The following is a 23003-nucleotide window of genomic DNA, read 5'->3' as shown; positions in this document are numbered from 1 at the left end:
GTATAGCGGTGGCTGTTGCCTTCCTTAAACCATGCAAATTGCAGAAATGGTGCGTTTTATTCCTCTATTTTCTTATCGCGGCTCATCTAAAAGCTGGAATCGGTAAATTGATCGCGATACTCGCCTGCTGTCTGACCTGTCTGCTGCTTGAATACAAGCATGAAATGCTTCGGGCTTTGGTGTCCGGACAGCCGTGCCACATCATAGATTTTCAGCTGCGTATGCACCAGCAGCCACTTCGCCCTTTCCATGCGCGCCTCCAATACATATTCCGAATAATTGACCCCCGTCTCGTTCTTAAACAGCTGGCTCAAATACGTCGCATTCAGGCTCACTTGGGAGGCGACGGTTTGCAAGCGTAAATCCCCGTCAATATGCCGTTTTACATACTCCCTGATGTCGCGGATAATTTTGCGAGTATCTCCGCCACTTCCCGTCTGTTCCAGATCTGCGGCTGCGGGCAGCGAAGTAGAAACGCCATACTTGCGATCCAGAAGCAGCTGGGCCTTTCGCATTGCAGCTACAAGCTCGTGCCGCTCAATCGGCTTCAGCAAATATTTGAACACGCCATATTCTATCGCCCTTTGCGCATATACAAACTCCCCGTAGCCGCTTAAAATAATAACGATCAGCTCCGGATACATTTGCTTCACCTTTCCCATCATCACCAGTCCGTCCATCTCTCTCATCCTGATGTCGGTGATCATGACATCGGGCATGTCACCCTTTAAATAAGCAATTGCCTCGCTGCCGCTTGCAGCCTCTCCCGTTACCTCAAACGAATGGACCGACTGATGGATCAGTTCCCGCAAGCCCTGGCGTATAACCGTTTCATCCTCTACGAGTAAAACCTTATACATGCTTCCCAGCCCCTGTCTCTTAAAGTGGAATCGTAATCGTAACTGCGAAGCCCCGTCCCGGGCTGCCATCCACTGTAAGGCTGCCGCCCTTGTCATACATAAGCACGATGCGCTGGAAAATATTGCTTAGCCCCAATTCATCGTGACCACTGAGCTGCAGCGACTGATTGTCCGTGTGCTTGCCGATCGCCTCGTTCAACTCCTCTATTTCCGTCTCGCTCATTCCTTTGCCATTGTCCCGAACCGTAATAAGCAGCTCATCCTCGAATCGCAGGGCAGAAATCCAGATTGTGCCTCCCTCTTCTCGATCATCTATGCCGTGATAGACTGCGTTCTCAACCAACGGCTGCAAAATAAGCTTCGGTATAAGGCAGTCCTTCACCTCATCTTCAATTTCGTACAGTACCTGCAGCTTGCCACCATACCGGACCTGTTGAATGCGCACATAGGAATCTACAAAATGGATTTCCTCCCAAAGCTGAATCCGTCTGTCCACCTTATCGATGGTGTATCGAAGCAGCTTGCCAAGGGCGGTCACCATATCAGACACCTCGGCATGCTTGCGCTGAATGGCCATCATATTAATCGACTCCAGCGTATTATAAATAAAATGCGGGTTGATTTGGCTTTGAAGCGCAGACAGCTCCGCTTCCTTCTCCCGCATGCCGAGTACAAATACCTCATGAAAGAGACGATTGATTTCCTCCATCATTTTGTTGAAGCCGCGCCCAAGCTGACCGAACTCATCATTGCTTAGCATCGTTACCCGCTTATTGAAATTCCCCTGCTCAGCTCGGGCCATCGCCTTCTTCAGCTCAATAAGCGGCCTTGTAATACGATAGGAAAGCAGCACGGCCAGCCCTGTAACCATTCCGACGCAAACCGCAGCAAACCATAGCGTAAAAGTCATCATTTCACGCGACTCCTTCTGGATAACGGCGATCGGCGTCAAGCTGATTACGGACAAGCCTGTATAGGAGGAATGATGCTGCACGAATAAATAATCGCGGCTGCCAAGCTTTTTCTTTTGCCTGTTCCTCATTTCCTGCAGCTGACCATCCTTTAACAGCTCGCCATAGGCGGAAACGCCGCCCTCCTCCACTCGCTCGAATATGAATCGCTGCCGGTCATCGACGATCAAAAGGCTTGCCTCCCGCTCAAAATTCAGATTCGATAAAATATGGCCGAACGCCTCCACCTTGACGTCAATAATCATGTAGCCTAATCGCACTAGCGTTTTAGGCTCTCTTATAACTCTTGCGACTGAAATATAGGACTCCGAGCTTGGGCTGCTGTAATAGGACGGTTCATGAGGCGGGATGATTGTCCATTCCCCATCGGATTGAAACAGATCCGAAAACCATGAATCCCGCCTGCTGTCCCATACCGCATCGGCTGACATCGCATCTACGTTCGAAAATAAAATGCCGCTGTTGCTAATTAGATGAATGCCGCGGATTTCAGGTCGGTTGTATGCTTGCCCAGATGTATACAGCTTCATTTTCAAATAATCGTCGGATAGCACCCAAGTCCCCGAGCCCATCGGCCCGTTGTATTTCGCCAGAATGGACAACACCATCTGATCATACAACGGCATAAGCGATAATCGTTCCAGGTCTTTCAGCATCCGATCAAGATTGGTGTTGATCTGCTGAACAATGTCGATGGTAAATTGCTCCGTCTTGTGATTAACCGTTGCTGAGAAATGACGGTACGTCACCATACCCTGCAGGCTTAAAGGCAGCAAAATAAGCACGGTGAATAGGAGCAGCAGCTTGGTGCGCAAATTGCTTTCACTCAGATGACCCTTGAACCACTGATGCAAGAATGTCAAGATTGTCAAGCTTGTCTGCCCCCTGTCGTGAATGGATAGGTCCTCCATTTCTTATTTGAAGTTTATATTATAATGGGAGGCGAATGAATCCTACCCCGTACCATTCGGAAAAGGTATGGAATGTTTAGCAACAAAAAAACCATGCCTGTTGGACATGGTTTAGTCACTTCCCCTTTCTATAAAATAATGGCTTATGTCCCGTCGTTAACTTGAACACTCGGCCAAAATGCGTCACACTTCCGAAGCCTACCTTCCTCGCAATCAGATTGACCTTCATCGACGATTGCTCCAACAGCTTCTTCGCCTCCTTGATCCTGACGCTGTTCAAATACTCCACAAACGTAAAGCCCGTCGCTTCTTTAAAAAAACGGCTTAAATAATAGGGGCTGACATAAAATTTCTCTGCTAGCAGATGAAGCGAAAGATCCTGCATATAATGGCTGTTAATATAGCGGACAACCTCCGAAATTCTTTCATGCATCGGACTTGGCGATTCTATCGGCTCTATGCTGTTTTGTTTGACATGCCGACAGCAAACAAGGAGCAGCTGCAGAACCAACGTCTGCGCATACATCTCGAAGCCCGCCTTCTTATCCTGAATTTCCTCGATGATACGGCTTGAGAGGGCCTCGATGGATAGCCTGTCCTGCAAAGAGCATTTAACTATCATGTACTCCTGCTCAAACAGCGGCTGCAAAGTATTCATATAGGAACCATTAGCCGAGGCCATTTCATGCTCATGAATATTAATAATGAGCCGCTCATGCTGGGGCGTTTCCGTATTGGTTGTCCGGTGTAAAATATTAGGAGAGATAATAATAACATCCCCTTCGTTGATCACCATCGTCCTGTCCTTAATGAAAAATTCCCGTTTGCCAGACATTAAATAAAAGATTTCATACGTACTGTGAAAATGGCTGGCTGGCATATTGTGGCTTAACGCCCTCCGGTGGGACACCAAAAAAGTCCCGTCCCTATTTTCAAATTGAAAATCTCCCATCCAAAGCTCCGCCTCTCTTCTCAGTCTGTCATTTTATTATACGCTTCTGCTTATTTCCTGCAAGATATAAGAAGAATGATGGCATTTTCGCAAAAAATGTACATTTTCCTCTGCTAAAATAGGCTTAATACGAGAAGGAGGAATGTACCTTATGCAAGAAACCCTTTCCCCCATTCAATGGGCAGAGAAGGCCTGCGAGGCGTTGATGGCCAAATTTGAGCCGGAATTGCTTCCGCCGGACCGTTTTCACTATCATCAGGGCGTATTTCTGTCGGGTATGGAGAAATGCTGGCAGCAAACGAAAAAGGACAAATACAGCGAATATATTAAGCGGTGGGTAGACAGCCAAATTCTCTTAGATGGCAGCATTAAGAAGCACAAGCCAGATGAACTGGATGACATTCAGCCCGGTGTCCTTCTCTTTAGATTATATGAGCAAACGGGTGACGAACGGTATAAAAAAGCTTTACACACCCTCGTTCCCCTATTAAAATCTTGGAAAACAAATCCGTCGGGCGGCTTCTGGCACAAGGAGCATTACCCGAATCAAATGTGGCTGGACGGATTATATATGGCGGGCCCGATTGCCGTGCAGTTTGGCCAAACATTCGGCGAAAGCGACTATTTTGATCAAATGACCTTCCAAGCGCTATTGATGGCGAAGCATACCAAGGATCCGAAAACGGGTTTGCTTTATCACGGATGGGATGAAACGAAGGAAGCGGCTTGGGCCGATCCGGTTACAGGGCTAGCGCCAGAGTTCTGGGGACGGGCAATCGGCTGGTACCCTGTTGCTTTGCTGGAAATGTTCGAATACCTGCCTGAAGACCATAAGGATAAAGCAGCGCTAGTCAGCATCCTCCAGGACCTGCTCATCGCGCTGACTAACTTCCAAGATGCTGCGACTGGTTTATGGTATCAGGTTGTCGACAAACCCGACGAGCCGGATAATTGGCTTGAAAATTCCTGTACGGCCTTATTTGTTCATGCCATTGCCAAAGCGGTGCGATTCGGCTATCTCGATGCCAAGTATTTGCAATATGCTTGGAAGGGCTATCAAGGCGTAATTGATACGCTCAAGCTCGATGAGAACGGCAACGTCATCATCGGCCAAATTTGCATCGGGACAGGAATTGGCGACTACGCCCACTATATCGCCCGCCCTACTAGCGAAAATGATCTGCATGGCGCAGGCGCTTTTATCCTCATGTGTGTGGAAATGAGCCTTGCGGAAAAGATAGCGTAATTATGCGAAAAGCTGGAGCCCTGTGAGGGGCTCCAGCTTTTTGTTGGAAGATGTTATTCGGAATTAGGTGAAGTTTAATGAAATCGGATTAATTGGGATGAAATCCATTATCCGCCTGAGGCAGCGGGGATGGCCTCTTGGTTCGCCTCACCTTGTGAATGGCGATACAATTCTTCGTAGTAGCCTCTATTTTCCAGCAGCTCTGAATGTGACCCCGCTTCGACAATGGCTCCATGCCGCAGGACGATAATTCGATCAGCCTGCATGATGGTCGACAAGCGATGCGCGATGACGATTGTCGTACGACCGGCGGATACGACGTGCAGCGCTTGTTGGATGAGCTGCTCCGTGTGGGAATCCAGATTCGCAGTCGCTTCGTCCAAAATAAGAATTTTCGGCTGGAAGACGAGGATGCGCGCGAAGGACAGCAGCTGCCGCTCGCCCGCTGACAGCCCGCTGCCGCGTTCGGACAATCTCGTGTCGTAGCCGTCCTTCATCCGTTTGACGAGTTGGTCGGCACCTACGAATTCGCATGCGCGAACGACAGCTTCACGGGAGATAGCCTCATCGAACATCCGGACATTGTCGATGATGGTGCCCGCATAAAGATAAGGCTCTTGCTGAACTAGACCGACGATCCGGTGCAAGTCGGCCTGCTTTAAATCTCGAATATCGTTGCCGTCGATGAGAATGCTGCCCTCCTGCACGTCATAGAACCGGCAAAGCAAACTCATCAGCGAGCTTTTGCCTGCGCCCGTCGTACCGACGAAGCCAATCATCTCTCCCGGATGGATGTGAAGGTCGAGTCCGCTGAATATCGGTGAAACGCCCTCATAACCAAACGTAATCTGATTGAAATCGAGGCGTCCCTCTACCGACTCCCTATCGATTCGAAGCGGATTAGGACGATCTACGATTTCCGGCTCGGTATCAAGCACGCCCCAAATCCGGTTCACGGCGACCGTAGCTGACTGGAGCGTGTTCCACTGCTGGGTAATCGCATTAATCGGCTGGAAAAATTGGCGAATATACGTGATGAACGCGTACAGTACACCGAATTCAAGCGCTTGGCCTAGTACCGCTTTGCCGCCAATCCAGATAATGAAAGCAATTGTAAGATTGCTGAGCAAATCAAACGACCGATTAAATAATACCATCGTGCGTATTTCACGAATATTAGCTTTAAAATAGGCCTCATTCCGTACATTGAATTGCTCGGCCTGCGCTTTTTGCTGATGGAAAACTTGAATGAGGTTCATGCCTGATAGATTCTCGGTTACGAACGCCACGAGACGGGACAAACGGGTCCGCGCCAGCTGATACGTTTTGCGCATGTAAGAACGGAATGTGATCGCGATGAATGCGGTAATCGGGAGCAGCACCAGACAATAAGCGCCGAGTGTTGCGTCAAGCTGAAACAACATGATCAGGATGAAGAGCAGTGTAAGGCCGTCGCGCAGCAGCGTAAGCAGCACTTGGTTGAAAAATTGGTTTACAGCTTCCGTATCGCTGGATATATGCGTAATGAGGTTGCCGCTGGGCATCTTGTCAAAATAGGACAAGGACAGCTTCGTCATATGTTCAAATAGCTGCTTTCGTATTCGGGCCACGATGCTTTGCCCGGCATGTTGGAGCAGATTGTTTTGAAAATAACTAAACAACAATTCTGATGCCGCCAGTCCAAAATAGATCAAGCAGATGACCAGAATGCTGCCGTATTCCTTGTTCCCGGCCATTAGATTGTCGTCAATCGCAACCTTGATCAAGTATGGCTGGAACAGCTCCGACATAATGGCAATTATCGTGCATAGTACGACCAAGGCAAAGGTGAACCGATGCGGTCCCACATAGGATTTAATAATGCCAAAGGCTGATCGATATTGGGGTTTCGGCTTCTTTGCTAGGTCAATCTTCTGATCCGTCTGCTTATGGTTATTGCCCTGCGGCATGCCGGCTTCCCTCCTCTTGAATGGCATGAAGCTCGGCGTACTGCCCCGGCTGCGCGAGCAGCTCCTCGTGCTTGCCACGCTGAACGATCCTGCCCTCGTCCATGACGACGATTAGATCAGCATGCTTCAAGGCGCTGATTCGATGCGCGATAATAATAGTCGTCTTATTACGGCGCACTTCCTGGATCGTCTTCACAATCTCGGTTTCGGTTACCGCATCGACGGCACTGACGCTATCATCGAGAATCATAAGCGGAGCCTGTTTCATCTGACTTCGCGCAAGACTCGTTCGCTGGCGCTGCCCCCCAGACAAGGTGATTCCCTTCTCCCCAAGCTTCGTCTCGAAGCCATCGGGGAAATCGATAATATTGTCGTAAATGCGTGCCTGCTTGGCTGCCGTTTCAATCTCGTCCTTCCCGGCTTCGCGTTTGGCAAAGGCGATATTCTCGCCAATCGTCGCGCTGAACAGAAATCCGTCCTGCGGCACATAGGCGGTCTGGCCGCGCAAGCTTTCCAGCTTAATGCCGCGAATACTCGTGCCGCCGATCTGAATCGCCCCCTCCGGCGCTTCATATGTCCGCAGCAGCAGCTTGACAAGCGTTGTTTTGCCGCTGCCTGTTCGCCCTACGATGCCGAGCGTCGTACCGGGTTCGATGACTAGATCGATTTGCCGTAAAGCAGGCGATGACGCATCTGGATAGGTGAAGGTCAAATCTTGCAAATGTATTGCACTTTGTTCGAGCTCGATCGGCACCGCATTTTCTGCCTCGACGATGTCCGGCTGTACGGCGACCAATTCATTCAGACGCTGCAAGGATGCGCGCGAGCGCTGCAGCGTATTGATCACGTTGCCGATCTGCTGCAAAGGATTCATCAACATTCGGATGTACATCGTGAGCGCGACGAAATCGCCTAATGTGATTTTATCCGTAATGGTCAGGTAACCGCCAAGCGCGAGCGCCATAATCAAGGACATTGAACCGAGGAATGGCACAAGCGCCTGAAAAAGTGAGGATATCCTTACGAGCGACAGCTGATTATCGCGGATGCGATCGACATCCGAACCAAACCGATCAATCATGATCTGCTCGACTGCAAACTTCTTCGTCACGCGTATACCGCTGATCTGCTCCTCAGCCGATTCTGTCATCGTGCCGAGCGCCTCCTGCACATGCAGAGAACGTTTGCGAATGACCGGGCCAAAACGCATCACGATCCAAGGAATCAAAAACAATGGCCCGACAGAAGCAGCGATGAGGTAAAACGGAATATCGCTCAGTATCATTGCGCCAATACAGGACAATAATAGCATCGAAGCCATCGCGAGCTGGTTAATCCCCATGGAAAGCGATTCCCTTACGCCGGTAACATCATTCATAAAGTAATTCAGCATCTTGCCTACGCCATTTTTAGAATAATAGTGCTCGCTTAGCTCCGAGAAGTGCGTATAAAGCCGACGACGAGTAATGTAGTCAAACAATCGGCCTACATACATGACAAGATATTGACCATACCCTCCGAGAAGCGCATAACCCATACCGATCACCAGCAGGAGCAGGCTGTAACGCACGACATCGTGCTGGACCAAATCCCCGGTCTGCAGCCGGTCTGTAAAGTCGCCTAGCAATTTCGGAAAGTAGGCATATATGATGCTGGCGATTGCATGCAGCGCAATCGAAGATATATACATGCGCCATGTTGCAGCGAAGTAGGGTTTTAATATGCCGTTCGGTTTCAAGTCGAATCACCACCTCCATTTTTATAGTGGCTCTATGGCCCCAAAATTAACTGTTTACGGTTGGAGGATTAGCCTCATCGTCCCCAACGTTAACGTTATCGTCGCCGCTTGATTTCTCTTCAATAATTGGAGAATCATTGGTTAGGTCATAAAGCTGAAACACATGGATAAATTCCTGGATGATCGTGTCTGTCGCTTTTAACTCGCCGCTAATAACCTGCTTAATCGACTCAAACTCCGGCTCGTCTAATTGCCGCTGCAAAGTCGACCGCTTCACATTCAGCGATTCCAGAAAGGCGAGAGCCCTGCCACGGCGAAACGTCTGCGCTTGCACCCCGTGCTTAGGATGATGCCCATGCCCCCGATGTTCCCCATGTTCTCCATGACCACGCTTGTCTTTATGTCTATGTCCATCACGCATTTCAATTTCCCCTTTCGGATTCATGTATACAATCGTATACAAAAACGTTATGTATACAAATGTATACGATGCCTTATTGTCTGTCAAGACTTGCTTCGGCCCAATAAAATTAACTTCCCTTTCTTTACTACGTTTCAGCCTATCGTTTCCAACCATCCAAATTGCCCTCCTATTCGACCATCTGGCTCATCTCGTTAAAATAAAAAAGCCCTTAATTCGCAAATAAGCGAAATTAAGGGCTTGCAGCTTCAATTATAAAGGTGAGGAGGAGTTAGACCTCCATCTCCTTCTTAGCGGGAAGGTGTTTTCATTAAACTATCACCATACACAGGAAGGATTGGGACCTTCATTCTCCTGCTTGATAGGCAGGCGCCTTAATTAAGCTACTGTGTAAGAAAATTCTATCATATGTTATTATATGTGTAAATAATTTTTTAAGGTGATAATAATGAAAAAACAGGAAGATACAAATGAGAACGGCAGAACTCGCAGATGCTATATCTGTAAAGAACCCAATACTGTAGTTCACGAACACTATATAAAGCTTTGCCAACCATGCGGTGAATACAATGAAAAGAAACGTTTAGCCATACATAACTTAGAGTCTAGCATCGCTTTAGTTACAGGTGGACGAACAAAAATAGGTTATTATACTGCATTACGTCTATTACGAGACGGTGCAAGGGTTATTTTAACAACCCGTTTTCCCTATGATGCCCTACAACGTTATATTAAAGAGCCTGATTTTCCAAATTGGAAAGATCGCATCCACATCTACGGATTAGATTTTCGCCAAATTGAAAGAGTAGAGATGTTCGCCCACTACCTAGATAAAGAGTTCCCTTACATCGACATCATCATCAATAATGCTGCCCAGACGGTAAGAATGTCTCCCGAGGAGTATACGGCGTTACAAATAAATGAAGTAGAGCTCCAGAAACAAATGATTGGCAACCAGCAATTAATCGCCGACAGTACAACCATCTCGCACTTTCTTAAATCTGCGGATGAAAATGAAATAAATGATTTTCAGCATTTACAGCTAATGAATCAAGAAATGGGAATGTTGGCTCATCATACGCCATTACATAACTCATGGACGGCTCAGTCTCATCAAATTTCCATTGTTGAAATGCTTGAAGTTCAATTAATCAACGTAACCGCTCCATTTTTGCTCAATACAAAATTGAAAGAAATGATGTTGAGAAGTCCCCATCAAAATCGCTTTATCGTAAATGTATCTGCTGCAGAAGGCAAATTTAATATGAAAAGAAAAGGCGGTTATCATATCCACACCAACATGGCAAAAGCTTCGCTTAATATGATGACCCTAACAATGTCAAAAGAATATAAAAAACATCGAATATTCATAACCAGCGTAGATCCTGGATGGGTATCCAATCAGTTCCCAGAGCATGTTCAGACCAGTCGAGAGATTATTTTACCCTTGGATTTTAACGATGCTGCTGCTAGAATTTGCGATCCCATCTATGAAGGATCAGAGGCTGAGCGTCCACTCACGGGTGTGTTTTTGAAGGATTATATGCAGGTGGATTGGTGATGGAAATGCCAAATACGAGTCCCTATGAACCCCGTAACCCTATAAATAAAAGGGATCATGCGCCTTCATTGAATGCGCATAATCCCTTTCACTCCACTGCTCGCTATGTAAGAAATATCCGTAAGAAACAGCGTACCATCATTCATATCGCGCGCTGACCAAAAGAGATATTTATCAACATATCTAGAAAGCAGGAGAATTATGATAACAACAACCTCAGCGTATTTATTAACCGGCTCCGCGCCATAATCATACCGTGCGAGGCATCGGATATCGCTTTTCAGGAGATGGATTATAATTAGCTCAATGAGAATGGTTTATCCGCAGCTTTGATCGAATCGGTTGGACATCCGTCCTGCGCATCCTGAAAATCATTCATGAGTTCGTCATCTTCAATTGCAGTTACACCGCGATTTCCGTCTCCACCATAGAACACCTCAGCAAGCCCATCTCCGTCATAATCAAAAATATCTGGAGCCGCAGCACCGCAAGCGCCACAAGCTATACATGTCTCTTTATCCACCCATGTGTATATGGCCATGCTCAGTCCTCCTTTCTTCATATTGGTTGAAGCTAAGATAGCTGTGGGATTTTCATATTGCTGCTATGTCCCAGGGACAGCTTAGCATCTGGATCGATATAGGTCATGGCGTTGTTAACAGCCGTTGGTGCCTCGCCGAATCCGACGGCATCCACTTCCATTTCCTCTACTATTCCTGAAGCACAATGCTGAAGCTGTACATGCTCAATATGATCTATACCCTCTAGAGACGTAATTTCCCACGGTGTTCGAATATCGATTGCCGAATTTTTGAGCCGTTCTACACTATGTTCATGAGCACGGAATCGGTCAAGCCGATGGACAAATGTTACCCGCTCCGCTTTCAATAAGCTCTTGTGCAGTCACTTTCGGAAAGCCGGCAACATCATAAATATATTTCTCCGGGTATAAGGCTGCAAGCTGCCCTCCCAGTTGTGGCATACTTTCAAGCAGCTTAACACTCGCATGACGTAAAGCACTATAAAAGCAAGCAAACATGCCTACTGGACCTCCGCCAATGACGAGAAGATCAGTTATTTCGTCCATCTAAACTCTCCTTTCCATACATTATCTAAAACAAGAGCGGAATTTCTTTCAAGCCGCGAATAATAATACCATGACGCCAATTCAGTGACTCGCGATTTGTTTTCAATCTAAGTTCAGGCATGCGCCGAAGCAATGTGCTAATGGCAATTTCCCCTTCTAATCTTGCCAAAGGAGCGCCCATGCAGAAATGAATCCCTTTGCCGAAAGCAAGATGGTCGTTCACTTTTCGTGTAATGTCGAACGTATTGGGATCCGTAAAATGATTGTCATCTCGATTCGCCGAAGCTAGCGCAACAAACACCATTTCCCCCTTGCGGATTTGCTTGCCTTGAAGCTCGACGTCTTCCGTTGCCAATCTCATATTATTGACCTCAACGGGCCCGTCATAGCGCAAAATTTCTTCTATCGCCGAATGGATCAGCTCAGGCTCGTTTTTCAGCTTCTCCAGCTGCTCTGGATGCTCCAATAATGACAGCACGCCGTTGCCGATTAAATTCACCGTCGTTTCATGGCCGGCTATGATAAGCACGAATATCATCGCATACAGCTCATGCTCGCTAAGCATATCCCCATCTTCCTCGACACGAATGAGGTCGCTGATCAAATCCTGCTTGAGATCGCTTCGTCTTCTAGCAATTAAGTGCTGCAAATAATCGATGAATGCAATCAACGCTTGCTCGCTGCGTTCGGCATGCTTCGGATTATTAAAACCTTCCATGATGGCGCTCGACCAATCACTGAATTTATCCTGATCCTCAATCGGAACCCCTAGCATTTCGCAAATCACTTTGATCGGCAAAGGGAATGCAAAATCCTCAATCAAATTCATTTCTCCCTTTGCCTGAACTTGATCAAGAAGATCATTAGTCAGCTCCTCAATTCGCCCCCTAAGCTGATCCACCATTCTTGGGGTAAAGGCTTTTTGCACCAAACGCCTAAGTCTGCGGTGATCGGTTGCATCCACATTGCTTAGGTTTCGGGAAATAATCTCCACATGGGACGGAAGTTCTACTCCTTCCTCTACCGGATGGTTGGTCACAAATCGCGAATCGCTTAATACTGCTGCAACGTCCTCATACGCCGTAACAATCCACGCATAGTGACCACTGGGCAAAAGAAAACGGGATACTGATTCTTGCTCGCGTACCTCTGCATAGATGGGATGAGGATTTCGAATAAACGCTTCGTTCAAATAATCGATTTTCGACTGGGCGGGTTCCTTATGCTGATTTGTTGTCATTGGGAGTCTCCTTAGGCAATTAGAATTTATTTACAATTCAATTTTATACTATTCGTTCATTTCTTATCAATGATTCGTTGGAACTAATGTAACAAACCTATTAAAACGGGTAATTTTTAACTATACTACCAGTTCATTTTAACGAAGACCTCAAAGAATGATAATGGGAATTGAAAAAAGATGACTCCTATTCAAAAGTTCAAAACAGGAATCATCACTTATTAACTGGCTAATATTTTAATACGGTCAAGCCATTTAGGCAGATACCAAGCGGTTTTCCCCAATAGGCCCCATAAGTTTCATGGAATTCCTCTTGTTATTTTGGCAAGGACGGGTGGCCAGAAAGAATCTTCTGAAAACATTCCCTAATATCGCTACCATTGGCCCTGCCATAACAGGCCCATCTGGAAAAGTAGCATTGATTAGCGTCCTCCGCCTATAAACCTGCTGCTCTGGAAAGTTGATTCTTTCATTGATATACTTAGTCTAAATTTGTTTATTCCTTTTGTTGTTTGGGAGAAGCTAGAACATTACTGGGGTTTGAGCCCGGAGGTAAAAACATGGAAGTTTTTGCAGAATATTTAGCGAATATAGATAACCCGATGCATCGGGCTAGAACCGAAGAGGTTTTGGCTTGGATAGCTGCGAAATTTCCAAATTTAATGCCAAAAATCGCTTGGAATCAGCCTATGTTTACCGATCACGACACCTTCATTATTGGCTTTAGCGTAGCTAAGCAGCATTTGGCTGTGGCCCCTGAAAAGGTAGGCATTAATCATTTTTCTGATGCCATTGTGCAGGCTGGCTATGATCACACCAGTCAGTTGTTGCGTATCAAATGGGATAGTCCTGTTGATTTCTCATTACTGGAGGAAATGATTGAGTTTAATATTTTGGATAAGGCGGATTGTTCGACTTTTTGGCGGAAATGAAAAATAGGGCCACCTCTGATACGGGTTCGTCTCGGGTACGTTTGCAAGCAAAATAAATGTCCAATGCAATTCGGGGCTAAGGCCGCTTAACAATTTTTATTTTTTGTTCGGTCTACTTGACGGGATGCAGTTCACATTTCTGTTGTTGATAACCCTCTTTGAAAAACATGTATTAAATAAGATCAGATTTTTGAAGCAGTCATTGAACGATTAAGGCAAATTCAACTCTTGTAATGTCCTGCTTCGGTGCAAGCCTTGCACCTGGCATTCCAGTAACGATACCAGCCTGCAAGGAGTCTGCAATGCTGTTCAGCGCCCAATCGGAGGCTGCTGCTGCATCTTTGTACGGATGAATGATCTCATCTGTCGACTTGGCAGCAAGTTGGTCTTTTAATTCAGTGATTTTCATCGCCTTGGCTATGATCACTGGATCAAACCATCTAAGCGTGTTGCTTGGAGACGGCAATGGGGAATTTCAGATAGAAGATCATTCAGTTGATAATCGAATCTCCTCACCCAATTCCATCGTTTCAGGTCATTTTAATGATGATGACAAGATCGATCTGGCTATAGCTAACAAGGGAACGAAGAAAGTATATATTTTGTATGGACAAGGGGATGGAACATTTACCACTGGTGACGAATATGGGGGCATCAACGAACCAAGCGCGCTTGCTACAGGTGATTTTAATCGTGATGGATGGGCTGATATAGCGGTTGCTAATAATGGTCCGTCAGAATATTCACTTCATATTCTCTTTGGTGATCAAACGGGCACATTTCGAGAGGAAACGATTTCTACATTTTCGAATCAGTTTTTTTCACTAGCAGTTGGTGATTTTAACGGTGATAAGAAGTTGCTTGATTCTGCCGCTGCAATCCAAAATGCGACTTTGGCTGCTCCAGCGATTAATTTTGAAATTATAGCTATGTATGGAGATCGTACCATTAAGATCGATCGATTCGATCGTTATGTGTCACGTGAGATTGTATTGCCGAGTTTAATCGATCCCACTCAAATAACAACTGCCGTTGTATTAAATGAAGATGGAACAATATCCCACATCCCAACAAATGTCTTTACAAAAGACGGCAAACTACATGCCGTAATGAATAGCTTAACGAATAGTACCTATTCAATTATATGGAACTCGAAGAAATTTGCCGATGTGCAAGGACATTGGAGTCAAAATGATGTCAATAATATGGCTTCGCGCCTCATTGTTGATGGTGTTACAGCAACAACCTTTCAACCTGATCAAGATATCACCCGTGCAGAGTTTCTCGCGATTGTTGTTAGAGCCTTGGGCTTGAAGTCAGTTGAGCAAATTAACTTGCCACAGGATGTGAAGTCCTCAGATTGGTATGCATCTGTTGTACAAGCGGCTTTAGCTTATCAACTTGTTCAAGGTTTTGAAGATAATACGTTCAGACCAGATCAGACGATTACAAGGCAAGAAGCCGCTGTGATCTTATCTAGAACGATGGCGATCACTTCGCTTGCGTCGACCGTGACGGATGCCGAAGCGAACCATGCATTAAGTTCGTTTGAGGACAGTCAACAAGTTTCTGGTTGGGCGAAGAAAGCCGTAGCACTTATGGTCATAAACAATATCATGCAAGGCCATAATCAACATCTTACAGCAGCAAGTCACCTATCACGTGCACAAACTACTGCAATTGTAACAAGATTCTTACAGCAAGCAATGTTAATTAATGAGTAATGGCATAATGAGAGCCGCGGACTTTCCCCCGGCTTTGAATGGGACGGCGAAACGCCTTCTGAAGACATTCAACTAACAAAGAGAAACTGCCCAAACCTGGCTGTGGCCGGGTCTGGGCAGTTTCTCTTTGTTATAGTTGAAAACGGCTAATCTCATCTGCACGTCTCCTATGGGGATATTACACTACCCCAATTTATCTAGCATTCGACAGGTGGGGCGTTCCATTCATTCACGATATACATGCATCAACTCATTAAGGCTCCACCGATTCGGCTACCTTCATGGCCTCGTCGCCCGAAATCGGACCGGACACGCCATACTGAATGCCGTCAACCACCCAGAACAGCTCCGTGAACTCGGCTTGCTCGAAAATAAAGCCGTCCGCTCCGCCCACTTTGGTCTGTGTGAACAGGTCCGTCGGGAACGCCGCCGGCATGCGGCTCGCGCTGAACGTCACCGTCTTATCACCCGAGCCGTATGTGAAGTTTATATCTCTGAGCGGTTGGTCCTTCCTTCCCACGCCGACGATCTCAGCCAGCTTGAAGCCTTCCGGGGCGACTTGAGGAACTAGCACACCGGAACCGAAAGCTGCTTTCGCTGCCTCCGCCGTTCCTAACGGAGTTGTAATCAATTGGGACAACTCCGAACCTGTGGCTCCTCCGTTTCCGGGCAGTACGATTCCGGGCGAATGATCCGCTGGGGTCGGGACTGCGGCGGGCTCTTGCAGCATCGGCAATGCCGTCACTATGACGACTGCCGCGACCAGCGCTGCCGATCCTGCAAGCCAGGCTTTCGGAAGATAGAATCGGCGGCGGCTTCTCTGCTCCGCGGCGGCTTGATTCCTGATCTTCTGTTTAACGCTATCGCTCAATTCCATTTTAGAAAACAACATATCATCCGACTCCTTTTGCAAATGTTGTCGTAAATTACGCTCCATGTCCGTCATCGGTTGTCTCCTCCTTGCGCATTTCCCGAGCCAACGCCTCGCGCGCCCGGTGCAGTCTGTTTCTCACGGTACCCTCGGGCGACGACGTCGCTTTCGCAATTTCCCGTGTGTCCAAGTCCAGATAATAATATAAATACAAAGCCTCCTGATACGGCAGAGGCAGACGCAGCATATGCCGCAAAATCTCGCTTTTCTGCAATCTTTTAAGCGCTTCTTCTTCCACGTTGAATATCCGTCCCCGCTCCATCCGGCTGGGATCGGTCGGCTGTTCCGTAAACATCCGCACGCCCATCTTATCCCGGCAAACGTTGATAGCGATCGTCGTCAACCAGGTTTTAACCGCGCTATCTCCACGAAACGAGTTCCAGTTGCGATAAGCGCGAAGAAATACCTCCTGACTGATATCCTCGGCAAAATGCTGATCGCCGGTATAAAAATAAGCGGTGCGCATGATCGTCGAGCCAAAGCTTTCCATCAGCTGCTCTAGAGCTTGAGAGGGATCTTTCGGGAAATTTTCCTTGTTATTCGAGCCGGCCGGCATCACTGAATTATCACCTCCACCTATTAGACGGCCTGAGCGCATTTTTCGCTGCACTGCGCTTTAAATCTGACAGTCCAATAAAGATTTCGCGAATTTAAGCTTAATTCCCCAAACTCCTTCTAGCTTGAATTTCAAACGATAAAGGCCACATGAACAGTATGCCTGTTGATGCGGCTTTTCGACTTCATCTTTGGTTTAAAAGAACCCCAATATCCGTTTATACTAACACTATTTTCTCTAGATGACCTCTTCGCTGCCAACGACGTGCTCTACCGGATTAGTCGGTTTCTTTTTCAAAATTAGGAGTTTAGACTCAGCTCACAACAATAAATTACATTAAAATAGGAATTATTCGACATTATCTCCTACTGAACCTATGGGAAAGAGAGTAAATAGAAGTTTCAAGCTGATATCTGTATATTACTGTCTTTGTTTACGCTTACCTCAGATTTGATCCAATATTCGCCTTAACTTACACTGTAAATTGTTAGTCTATTCATCCAGATAGAAACAAAAAGTTAAATATATTGAATAAAAGGGGATGATAGACTTGTATTCGCATTTAATCAGAACGTAACCTATCGCACTCGTCTACTCTTTATTACTAGCGTTCAGCTTTTTGATTACTTTTAATTTCTAAACGGTAGTGCTTGGAACTAAAATAAAGAACGATTACAAAGGAGAGATTACTATTATACATACTTATTCCCAATTAAAAAAAACGTTGTCCGTCGCTCTAGCCTCGACCTTGCTTTTATCATTAGGTACTTTGTCAAATGGAGCATACGCTTCAGAGAGTGGACAGTCCTTTCCGACGAGTACATCATTCTCAAACCCTGCAACTTCAATATTCGAAGAAAAAATTGTTGTCAAACTTAAACAACAAGCCTTCCTTCCAAGTAAAGAAGGAAAACTTCAATTGCAACAAGAAGTATCGCCGCTATCAGCTGTCCCAGAATTAGCGTTTGACCCGCTAATCTCGCAGCAATTCTTACCGTCAGCTAACAAAGGCATTACTGATAGTCCGTTTGAATCCGTATTTGATCGCTATTATTATTCCAAGATTCCTGCTGGCGCTGACGTCGAACAGTTGTTACAAAAGTTGCGAAGCTTGTCGCTCGTTGAGGAAGCGTATTTAAGCAAAAAACCAGAATTAGCCAATGCACCTTTTCCAAACACAACAACTGTCCTTCCAGATAACAATCCACGCTTCTCATTTCAAAGATATGCGCAAGCAGATCCTCTAGGTATTAACGCTCCGTATGCTTGGCAATTTGAAGGTGGCGATGGTAAAGGCACCCAGTGGGCCGATATCGAGTGGAGTTGGGCATTAAATCATGAAGATCTAGCTGCTCATAACATACAGCTTTTGCCAGGTGGCATTAATGATGGAGATGGTAGTCACGGTACGGCTGTACTCGGGGTTGTATCCGCGGTTGACAATGCTATCGGCAATATCGGGCTAGCTAACAAAGCAACGCCCATTGTATCCTCTTTAGTTCGTTCAGGTGGCGCAGCAGAAGCCATTTTAGCGGCCACACAAGTATTATCTCCGGGTGACGTTATTCTGCTTGAAATACAGATCGGTTTTGGCGGTCCTTGGTTACCTATCGAAACACAGCCAGCAGAGTTTGATGCCATCCAATATGCAACAAGCTTAGGTATTGTCGTTGTAGAAGCGGGAGCCAACGGTGGTGCTGATCTCGATCAGTACCAGCATTGGGATAATAAATACATCTACAATCGGGATCTCCCAGATTTCAAAGATTCTGGAGCAATACTTGTAGGAGCGGGATCATCAACTGCGCCTCACTACAGACTCGACTTTAGTAGCCATGGCAATCGAATCGACGTTTTCGGTATTGGTGAGAACGTTGCTACCTTAGGTGCAACAAGTACTGCTTCGACAACTGGTTATACCGACTATTTCAATGGAACATCTTCCGCTTCACCTGTCGTTGTAGGCGCGATTCTACAACTGCAAGGAATTGCTAAGGCTAATTTCGGCGAGCCGTATTCGCCAGCTGAAATTCGTAGAATACTGAGATGGTTACCGTTCAATACCCCGACTTCCGATATGGCTAATGATAGAATCGGCACCCTACCCAATTTGAAACAAATTATATCAAATTTACCTACGCCAGGTGCCGTACCTAACGACACAGAAGCACCACTAGCACCAACCAATCTAGTTGTTAGTACTATCACTGACACAGTTACCTTGAATTGGACAGCTTCTACGGACAATGTTGGATTGATCGGTTATGACATTTATGTGAATAACGATCCATTTGCTATAGCAAGAACGACTAGCAACTCCGCTACGATCAGTGGATTAACAAGTGGTTCATATACATTTACTGTCAAGGCTCGGGATGGCTTTAGTAATTTGTCTACGGAAAATAACTCGGTGACGGTTCAAGTTGACGCTTCCTTTACTCCATGGAGCGCTTCCTCCATTTATGTTCAAGATGACATTGTTTCTTATAACGGAGTGAAGTATAAAGCCAAATGGTGGACGCAAAATCAACCTCCAGATCTGAATAGTAATCTCTACGATGTTTGGACTGTGCTCGGTCCTTACTAAAAAGATTAAAAACTTGATTAAATAATAGAGAGGTAGGGGCATACCAATTCCCAACCTCTCTATTATTATCTTTGATAACCCCATACTTCTGCTCTGTAAGTAAACTCCTTTTTTAAAAAATCAATTGTCTTAAATAAAATATTTACATATTCACAATTTACTTATAAAAAAAAGGATCAAGATGCGATGGCGATTACATTCTATTAGGATGCCTGCTTTATAGCTACCCGGATTACGCATCGTTTTTAGCATGTTTTTAACCGATACGTGGTCGATTTGTTCTCCCAACTCACCACCTGCCAAAACCTTCAATGGCAACTTGAACATTCGGTGAATTGTCGTACCACTTTGACATTTATATTATGGTGGAGCCTAGGGGGATCGAACTCTTGACCCCATCGCTGCCATCGACGCGCTCTTCCAGCCGAGCTAAGGCCCCTTATTAAATCTTTATGCTGGTACTCAGTATATTCAGGCACTTACCTCTCCCTCACTCTTCCCCCCCGTAATAACCACCTGCACCCCAATCATCACCACTATAACAGCAAGCATCGCAAGTAGCGCAGCCATAAAGCTCCCACTACGATCATAAATCGCCCCAATTAATAATGGCCCCATTGCTCCTATGATGTAGCCGCCACACTGAGACATTGCCGACCATGCTCCTGCTTCCTCTGGCGTATCCGTCTCGACAATCGGCAGCATAAGCGCCAGTGGAAACAATCCTCCTGCCCCAATGCCAAGCAATATTACAGGTGGCAGCATTGGCAGATGGAAGAGCAGCATAACAATCCCGATTAGCTCAGACACACTGCAAAGGACCAGATAAAATCGCCGTTTCCCAGACCTAGCTACAAGGAATGGAATCGTTAACGATACCGGAATTTGAATAATCGTAAACACAGTAAGGAGCATAGCCGCGCTTGCTGCGCTGTACCCGAAGTTAAGGGCAATCGGTGATATCCATGCCGTAACCGAATAAAAGACACTGGCCATTAATCCGAAAAATAAGGTCAACATAACCGCTTTTTTATTGCGGATTGGCAGCTTCGAACTAGACCGTACCAAGATTTCCTTGCTCCCCTTACTCCCCCTGTTTCCAAGAAAAGCCGACCACACGATTAAGGCCAACACGCCTAAAACAGCCCAGCATGACAAAGTCAGCGTTAAGCTGTGATTGCTGCGATTGTATAAAGGTATGGCAAATGCAGAGGCAATGGCTGCCCCTACGGTCATCGAAGCAGAATAAACACTTACAATGCCGGGCTTTGTGGGGAAATACTTTTTAATAAAGCCCGACAGCAGCGGTCCTGCCAAGCTGATTCCAATTCCGCCAACTAGCGCACTTACAATCAATATAATGACGGAGCTAACAATCCCCCGCAAAGCGGTTGCCCCTGTAATGAGAAATAATGCAAAGAAAATAGTTCGCTCAAGCCCTATTCGATCACGCAATGCGGTTGCCGCTGGAGCAAAAATCCCCATGCATAAGACAGGTAATGTCGTTAGCAGACTTGCGGTCAGACCACTCATTGCCAAATCGTTTTGCATCGTACGAAGCAAAGGGGCAACCGATGTAATAATCGGTCTTAGATTTAAAGCTGCGATAAATATAGCTAACAGTAAAAAATATTTTTTCATACGTGCTGCCTCTCTCTATTTAGCTTTGTAACACTTCATCAAGTATATGGCGCCACATTTCATTGATCAATCCTATAATTTATATTATTATGATAGTAAAAAACTATCATTCAAAGGAGCCTCTGCATGGACAATCGCAATATACAGTACTTTATGGCCGTATTTGAGCTGCTTCATTTTACGAAGGCTGCCGAAAGGCTTGGCATCTCACAGCCTACATTAAGCCAGCAAATTCGCATCCTTGAAGCTGAGCTCGGCACGCCGCTTTTTGACCGCATCGGTAAAAAGGTTGTGGCAACGGAAGCCGGCAAGCTCCTGTCGCATTACGGAGTTAAGATGCTACAAGCAGAACGGGATGCCAAAAATGCGATAAAGGAGCTTCTATCTGGAGAAGGCGGCACTGTCCGTCTGGCCGTGCTGCCCTCGGATTTGGATTTTCAACTCGTCCCGCTGTTCGTTCCTTTTAAGGCGAAGTATCCTCACATCCAACTGCAGGTTTTCTCGACTATCCATGTACAAGAAGAAGTGCTTAACCATAAAGTCGATATCGGAATTGGCTTGCAAGGCCTGCCTGATAAAAGATTAGTCCAAGTCCCGCTTGGCTCGGAGCCTTATTATCTCTTCGTTCATGCAGCAAGCGAGCTTGCTAAACAGAAGGAAATTACACTGCAAGAGCTGGTGCAGCATGCATTAGTTATGTATCCGAAAGGCTTTCTCGGCCGTGATTTAGTGGATGAGGTTTGCATCAAAGAAGGCTTTGAATTAGCTACCGTTATGGAAACCAGTTCGGCCCATTCCTTGCTGCAATTAGTTTCTGCTGGGATAGGCGCTACTATACAGCCGAAAGGCTTGCTTCGTCAATTTCCAGAACGCCTGGACATTGTAGCTATACCCTTTAAAGGTCCTACACCTGTGCGCCATATGGAGCTGATGTATTGTACGGATCGCTTTATTAGCCGCTCGCATCAACAATTAACGGATGGGCTGATTGATTTTTTTCATGGAAAAAATGGCTAGAGCGACTATGCCTTCAGGCAGCCGCAATGATGCAAACAAAAAAGACAGCTGTGCACAAGGGTTGTCCCTTGTTCTAGCTACCTTAAATGAAACGGTTACGATGCGGCACATCACGATTATTCCATCTCCAGCATCTAGCTTAATAAAGGCAATTGGCCTTGCAAATAGGACGATAGCATATGCTTAATAACCGGATCTTCGCCCCCGTCCTGCCTTAAAGCCATACAGATCAAACGAATATCATCGCTTATATACCCGGCGAGATCATGGTTCCCTGTCAAGCGGAATGCTTGCTTGAACGCTTGTTCTCGCCCCGCATGTATTTGTTCACTCTCTTCCACATCAGAACCATCAGCATCGAGCTCCCATCGCTTTGAAGCCGTAATCCATTCGTCATCATTCGCATCACGCCTATCTAAATATTGGTCAGCATCCAGTTCAGAAAATGTTTGTTCCGTAAGCAGGCTCCCTGCCTCCAAACCCTCTAACAATATGTCCAATTGTGATTGACTCACCAAAATCCGCCTCCTAATTAAAGTTCTTTCAAACGCCTAAGTAACGTTCACAATTTCGAAAAACTTGCCCATTGTGCATATTTGCATATTGGGCAATAATATTTATGACAGTTGTATAAAATACGCTTTTTCCATGTATACGAATTTACAAAGGAGGTGTAGTC

Annotated in this window: 20 protein-coding genes, 2 tRNA genes and 1 pseudogene; 6 read left to right on the top strand and 17 right to left on the bottom strand. The window is 46.1% G+C overall.

Features of this window, described 5'->3' with window-relative positions; all coding sequences use genetic code 11:
- Nucleotides 1–86: 86 nt before the first annotated feature.
- The 3 genes from AC6B99_RS21950 to AC6B99_RS21940 form a co-directional block, all read right to left on the bottom strand.
- Nucleotides 87–860 carry a response regulator transcription factor gene (locus AC6B99_RS21950; RefSeq protein ID WP_056029078.1) on the bottom strand — a complete coding sequence of 258 codons (774 nt, stop codon included), beginning with the start codon at nucleotides 858–860 and terminating at the stop codon, nucleotides 87–89.
- A gap of 19 nt (nucleotides 861–879) precedes the next feature.
- Nucleotides 880–2703: a sensor histidine kinase gene (locus tag AC6B99_RS21945; RefSeq protein ID WP_496664251.1), complete on the bottom strand. Its 1824-nt coding sequence runs from the start codon at nucleotides 2701–2703 to the stop codon at nucleotides 880–882.
- 154 nt (nucleotides 2704–2857) lie between these two features.
- Nucleotides 2858–3694 (bottom strand): helix-turn-helix domain-containing protein, encoded by an 837-nt coding sequence (locus AC6B99_RS21940; protein WP_496664250.1) that lies wholly within the window; start codon nucleotides 3692–3694, stop codon nucleotides 2858–2860.
- Nucleotides 3695–3845: 151 nt separating this feature from the next.
- Here AC6B99_RS21940 and AC6B99_RS21935 point away from each other — a divergent pair, with 151 nt between their 5' ends.
- Entirely contained in the window at nucleotides 3846–4940 is a 1095-nt protein-coding gene (locus tag AC6B99_RS21935) for a glycoside hydrolase family 88/105 protein (RefSeq protein ID WP_496664249.1), read from the top strand.
- Between the two features lie 107 nt (nucleotides 4941–5047).
- Here the strand turns inward: AC6B99_RS21935 and AC6B99_RS21930 are convergent, their stop codons facing one another.
- The 4 genes from AC6B99_RS21930 to AC6B99_RS21915 all read right to left on the bottom strand — a co-directional run bounded on the left by AC6B99_RS21930 (nucleotide 5048) and on the right by AC6B99_RS21915 (nucleotide 9441).
- Nucleotides 5048–6889, bottom strand: a complete 1842-nt coding sequence (locus tag AC6B99_RS21930) for an ABC transporter ATP-binding protein (RefSeq protein ID WP_496664248.1) — start codon at nucleotides 6887–6889, stop codon at nucleotides 5048–5050.
- The gene (locus tag AC6B99_RS21925) at nucleotides 6873–8627 is read right to left on the bottom strand and encodes an ABC transporter ATP-binding protein (protein ID WP_496664247.1); all 1755 of its coding nucleotides are present in this window, start codon (nucleotides 8625–8627) and stop codon (nucleotides 6873–6875) included. Before AC6B99_RS21925 ends, AC6B99_RS21930 begins: the two co-directional genes overlap by 17 nt.
- A gap of 46 nt (nucleotides 8628–8673) precedes the next feature.
- Complete coding sequence (locus AC6B99_RS21920; RefSeq protein ID WP_235533020.1) at nucleotides 8674–9204, bottom strand: hypothetical protein; 531 nt, start codon at nucleotides 9202–9204, stop codon at nucleotides 8674–8676.
- A gap of 167 nt (nucleotides 9205–9371) precedes the next feature.
- Nucleotides 9372–9441, bottom strand: a tRNA-Asp gene (locus AC6B99_RS21915).
- Between the two features lie 55 nt (nucleotides 9442–9496).
- Here AC6B99_RS21915 and AC6B99_RS21910 point away from each other — a divergent pair.
- Entirely contained in the window at nucleotides 9497–10609 is a 1113-nt protein-coding gene (locus AC6B99_RS21910; protein ID WP_056029086.1) for an SDR family NAD(P)-dependent oxidoreductase, read from the top strand.
- 298 nt (nucleotides 10610–10907) lie between these two features.
- On the opposite strand, the gene AC6B99_RS21905 is transcribed toward AC6B99_RS21910, so the two are convergent.
- The 4 genes and pseudogenes from AC6B99_RS21905 to AC6B99_RS21890 form a co-directional block, all read right to left on the bottom strand.
- Nucleotides 10908–11150, bottom strand: coding sequence for a ferredoxin (locus AC6B99_RS21905; RefSeq protein ID WP_099519796.1), 243 nt, complete (start codon nucleotides 11148–11150; stop codon nucleotides 10908–10910).
- 32 nt (nucleotides 11151–11182) lie between these two features.
- The gene (locus AC6B99_RS21900; protein ID WP_496664246.1) at nucleotides 11183–11497 is read right to left on the bottom strand and encodes a hypothetical protein; all 315 of its coding nucleotides are present in this window, start codon (nucleotides 11495–11497) and stop codon (nucleotides 11183–11185) included.
- Nucleotides 11490–11696 (bottom strand): annotated as a pseudogene (locus tag AC6B99_RS21895) (NAD(P)-binding protein); the annotation flags it as partial. The gene AC6B99_RS21900 and the pseudogene AC6B99_RS21895, both read right to left, overlap by 8 nt.
- 25 nt (nucleotides 11697–11721) lie before the next feature.
- Entirely contained in the window at nucleotides 11722–12936 is a 1215-nt protein-coding gene (locus tag AC6B99_RS21890; protein ID WP_496664245.1) for a cytochrome P450 family protein, read from the bottom strand.
- 560 nt (nucleotides 12937–13496) lie between these two features.
- On the opposite strand from AC6B99_RS21890, the gene AC6B99_RS21885 reads away from it, so the two are divergent.
- Nucleotides 13497–13868, top strand: coding sequence for an iron chaperone (locus tag AC6B99_RS21885; RefSeq protein ID WP_496664244.1), 372 nt, complete (start codon nucleotides 13497–13499; stop codon nucleotides 13866–13868).
- Nucleotides 13869–14067: 199 nt separating this feature from the next.
- On the opposite strand, the gene AC6B99_RS21880 is transcribed toward AC6B99_RS21885, so the two are convergent.
- Nucleotides 14068–14295: an S-layer homology domain-containing protein gene (locus AC6B99_RS21880; RefSeq protein ID WP_496664243.1), complete on the bottom strand. Its 228-nt coding sequence runs from the start codon at nucleotides 14293–14295 to the stop codon at nucleotides 14068–14070.
- Here AC6B99_RS21880 and AC6B99_RS21875 point away from each other — a divergent pair.
- The gene (locus AC6B99_RS21875; RefSeq protein ID WP_496664293.1) at nucleotides 14288–15592 is read left to right on the top strand and encodes an S-layer homology domain-containing protein; all 1305 of its coding nucleotides are present in this window, start codon (nucleotides 14288–14290) and stop codon (nucleotides 15590–15592) included. The two genes, AC6B99_RS21880 and AC6B99_RS21875, sit on opposite strands and share 8 nt — an antisense overlap.
- Nucleotides 15593–15845: 253 nt before the next feature.
- Here the strand turns inward: AC6B99_RS21875 and AC6B99_RS21870 are convergent, their stop codons facing one another.
- Nucleotides 15846–16538, bottom strand: a complete 693-nt coding sequence (locus tag AC6B99_RS21870) for a DUF4367 domain-containing protein (protein ID WP_496664242.1) — start codon at nucleotides 16536–16538, stop codon at nucleotides 15846–15848.
- Nucleotides 16519–17079 carry an RNA polymerase sigma factor gene (locus tag AC6B99_RS21865; protein ID WP_056029109.1) on the bottom strand — a complete coding sequence of 187 codons (561 nt, stop codon included), beginning with the start codon at nucleotides 17077–17079 and terminating at the stop codon, nucleotides 16519–16521. Before AC6B99_RS21865 ends, AC6B99_RS21870 begins: the two co-directional genes overlap by 20 nt.
- A 646-nt stretch (nucleotides 17080–17725) precedes the next feature.
- On the opposite strand from AC6B99_RS21865, the gene AC6B99_RS21860 reads away from it, so the two are divergent.
- A complete protein-coding gene (locus AC6B99_RS21860) occupies nucleotides 17726–19666 on the top strand; it encodes a S8 family serine peptidase (RefSeq protein ID WP_496664241.1) in 1941 nt (646 codons plus the stop codon).
- A 363-nt stretch (nucleotides 19667–20029) separates the two neighbouring features.
- Here the strand turns inward: AC6B99_RS21860 and AC6B99_RS21855 are convergent.
- Both AC6B99_RS21855 and AC6B99_RS21850 read right to left on the bottom strand, forming a co-directional pair.
- Nucleotides 20030–20105 (bottom strand) — tRNA-Ala (locus tag AC6B99_RS21855).
- A gap of 32 nt (nucleotides 20106–20137) precedes the next feature.
- The gene (locus tag AC6B99_RS21850; RefSeq protein WP_496664240.1) at nucleotides 20138–21307 is read right to left on the bottom strand and encodes an MFS transporter; all 1170 of its coding nucleotides are present in this window, start codon (nucleotides 21305–21307) and stop codon (nucleotides 20138–20140) included.
- A 126-nt stretch (nucleotides 21308–21433) separates the two neighbouring features.
- Here AC6B99_RS21850 and AC6B99_RS21845 point away from each other — a divergent pair, with 126 nt between their 5' ends.
- The gene (locus AC6B99_RS21845; RefSeq protein WP_494877988.1) at nucleotides 21434–22324 is read left to right on the top strand and encodes a LysR substrate-binding domain-containing protein; all 891 of its coding nucleotides are present in this window, start codon (nucleotides 21434–21436) and stop codon (nucleotides 22322–22324) included.
- Between the two features lie 134 nt (nucleotides 22325–22458).
- On the opposite strand, the gene AC6B99_RS21840 is transcribed toward AC6B99_RS21845, so the two are convergent.
- Nucleotides 22459–22839 (bottom strand): immunity protein PIM1 family protein, encoded by a 381-nt coding sequence (locus AC6B99_RS21840; RefSeq protein WP_496664239.1) that lies wholly within the window; start codon nucleotides 22837–22839, stop codon nucleotides 22459–22461.
- Nucleotides 22840–23003 lie beyond the last annotated feature (164 nt).

It is taken from the genome of Paenibacillus liaoningensis (assembly GCF_059609455.1).
This window is presented reverse-complemented; position numbering and strand designations above follow the sequence as displayed.

What these genes read in the sequence shown, in the direction of transcription:
- AC6B99_RS21890 (WP_496664245.1), bottom strand. Translation starts at nt 12,936, where the DNA reads ATGACAACAAATCAGCATAAGGAACCCGCCCAGTCGAAAATCGATTAT.
- AC6B99_RS21935 (WP_496664249.1), top strand. Translation starts at nt 3,846, where the DNA reads ATGCAAGAAACCCTTTCCCCCATTCAATGGGCAGAGAAGGCCTGCGAG.
- AC6B99_RS21875 (WP_496664293.1), top strand. Translation starts at nt 14,288, where the DNA reads ATGATCACTGGATCAAACCATCTAAGCGTGTTGCTTGGAGACGGCAAT.
- AC6B99_RS21845 (WP_494877988.1), top strand. Translation starts at nt 21,434, where the DNA reads ATGGACAATCGCAATATACAGTACTTTATGGCCGTATTTGAGCTGCTT.
- AC6B99_RS21865 (WP_056029109.1), bottom strand. Translation starts at nt 17,079, where the DNA reads ATGCCGGCCGGCTCGAATAACAAGGAAAATTTCCCGAAAGATCCCTCT.
- AC6B99_RS21920 (WP_235533020.1), bottom strand. Translation starts at nt 9,204, where the DNA reads ATGGTTGGAAACGATAGGCTGAAACGTAGTAAAGAAAGGGAAGTTAAT.
- AC6B99_RS21910 (WP_056029086.1), top strand. Translation starts at nt 9,497, where the DNA reads ATGAAAAAACAGGAAGATACAAATGAGAACGGCAGAACTCGCAGATGC.
- AC6B99_RS21950 (WP_056029078.1), bottom strand. Translation starts at nt 860, where the DNA reads ATGTATAAGGTTTTACTCGTAGAGGATGAAACGGTTATACGCCAGGGC.
- AC6B99_RS21885 (WP_496664244.1), top strand. Translation starts at nt 13,497, where the DNA reads ATGGAAGTTTTTGCAGAATATTTAGCGAATATAGATAACCCGATGCAT.
- AC6B99_RS21930 (WP_496664248.1), bottom strand. Translation starts at nt 6,889, where the DNA reads ATGCCGCAGGGCAATAACCATAAGCAGACGGATCAGAAGATTGACCTA.
- AC6B99_RS21870 (WP_496664242.1), bottom strand. Translation starts at nt 16,538, where the DNA reads ATGACGGACATGGAGCGTAATTTACGACAACATTTGCAAAAGGAGTCG.
- AC6B99_RS21905 (WP_099519796.1), bottom strand. Translation starts at nt 11,150, where the DNA reads ATGGCCATATACACATGGGTGGATAAAGAGACATGTATAGCTTGTGGC.
- AC6B99_RS21940 (WP_496664250.1), bottom strand. Translation starts at nt 3,694, where the DNA reads ATGGGAGATTTTCAATTTGAAAATAGGGACGGGACTTTTTTGGTGTCC.
- AC6B99_RS21850 (WP_496664240.1), bottom strand. Translation starts at nt 21,307, where the DNA reads ATGAAAAAATATTTTTTACTGTTAGCTATATTTATCGCAGCTTTAAAT.